2 protein-coding genes are annotated in these 1,334 nt (G+C 54.0%); both read right to left on the bottom strand.

What is annotated here, in order from left to right; translation table 11 throughout:
* Window positions 1–629 (bottom strand): transposase (locus WBG83_RS22430; protein WP_336747617.1); only part of this gene is annotated, 629 nt, incomplete at its 3' end.
* A 115-nt stretch (window positions 630–744) separates the two neighbouring features.
* A complete protein-coding gene (locus WBG83_RS22425; RefSeq protein WP_336747616.1) occupies window positions 745–1,242 on the bottom strand; it encodes a helix-turn-helix domain-containing protein in 498 nt (165 codons plus the stop codon).
* Window positions 1,243–1,334: the final 92 nt, after the last annotated feature.

The following is a 1,334-nucleotide window of genomic DNA, read 5'->3' as shown; positions in this document are numbered from 1 at the left end:
ACCTTGCCTTTATAAGTCCATTTAAAAGGCTTGGCCATGGTGGAGTTGAAGTAGTCGATAAACGCAAACACTTGTTTTTGCAGGTTAAGCGTGCTGGTGAAACTGCTTCGCTTAAGCAAACGGCGAACAAGAATGCTGAACCAAATCTCGATCTGGTTCAGCCAGGAACAGTGCTTGGGCGTGAAGTGAAAACGAATGCGGTGGGACGAGTCAGCCAGAAAAGCTGCACGACTGGATTGTCTCGCTAACAGGCCCTTTTTCCCTTTCTCTCCCAGCGGATCGTTCAATCCGCAACGGCGTGCAACGAGGCGTACCAGGCTCTCTGACTGGTGCGTATTGAGCCCGTCGGCGATGAATACCCACTCGGCCTCCGGGTCCGTTTCAATGATCTGCTCGACATGCTGGGCAAAATCCATTTCATTGCGAGTCGGACCCATCGTAGACGACACAAGCTTTCCCGTCGCCACGTCCAGACCGGCAATGAGACTAAGCGTGCCGTGACGGACGTATTCAAACTCCCGCCGTTCCACAAGTCCCGGTTTCATCGGCAAGGTCGGATGCAGTCGCTCTAACGCCTGAATGCCCGTCATTTCATCCAGGGAGACGACGTGAACACCAAGTGAATGCAAAAGTGGAGCCATCCGATATAAGCGACTGATCGCCTGCGTTTGCTGAGCAAAGAGGACAGGATCCTGCGGCTTGGCATTCAGCCAGCCTTTACAGCGGTGCGGGCGTAAATCCGCCTCATTTTAAAAAACGACCGACCTGGGTGACCGAAATGGAGGCGACGATTCCACGCTTGATGGCCTCGTCGCGCACCTCACGTGAGGTCCAGTGACTAATGGAGCGTCCGCTGGCGGACGGGTCTTCGCAGGCAATGGCCACGATCTGAAGCACCTGCTGCTCGGTGAACGTCGGCGGCGTTCCCGGACGCGGCTGGTCGCTAAGCAACTGCACGATGGCAGCCTCCAGTTCCTCTGGATGCGCTTGTTCGATTTGACACAGTTCCAGGTATTGCTCGATCCAACGTTTGCGCCAAAGGACAACACGAGGACGGTCCATCGGCAGTAGACCGCCGATAGCTGTGTTACTTAGTCCCCCGGCTGCTTCCAGTACAAGGCGTACTCGCTTGGCTAACGATTGTGACGTGCTCCGCCGCCGTATCAGTTGTTCCAATATTTCACGTTGGGTGTCACTAACAAGCAACTCACTTGCTTTGGGTCCTCTGGCCACGATGATCATCCTTCCGCACACTTCTTCGTGCTTTCAGTGTATCACATCGCTTGGTAAGATTAACCTGTTAACGTTGAGGTATTTGAGATTTTAAGCACTAG

The organism is Paenibacillus sp. y28, from assembly GCF_037137075.1.
GTDB lineage: Bacteria > Bacillota > Bacilli > Paenibacillales > NBRC-103111 > JBBBNV01.
The sequence above is the reverse complement of the archived record's forward strand: the minus strand, read 5'-3'. Positions and strand labels throughout refer to the sequence as shown.

Bases quoted from the DNA above. Each gene is read 5' to 3' on its own strand.
- WBG83_RS22425 (WP_336747616.1), bottom strand. From the start codon at position 1,242: ATGATCATCGTGGCCAGAGGACCCAAAGCAAGTGAGTTGCTTGTTAGT.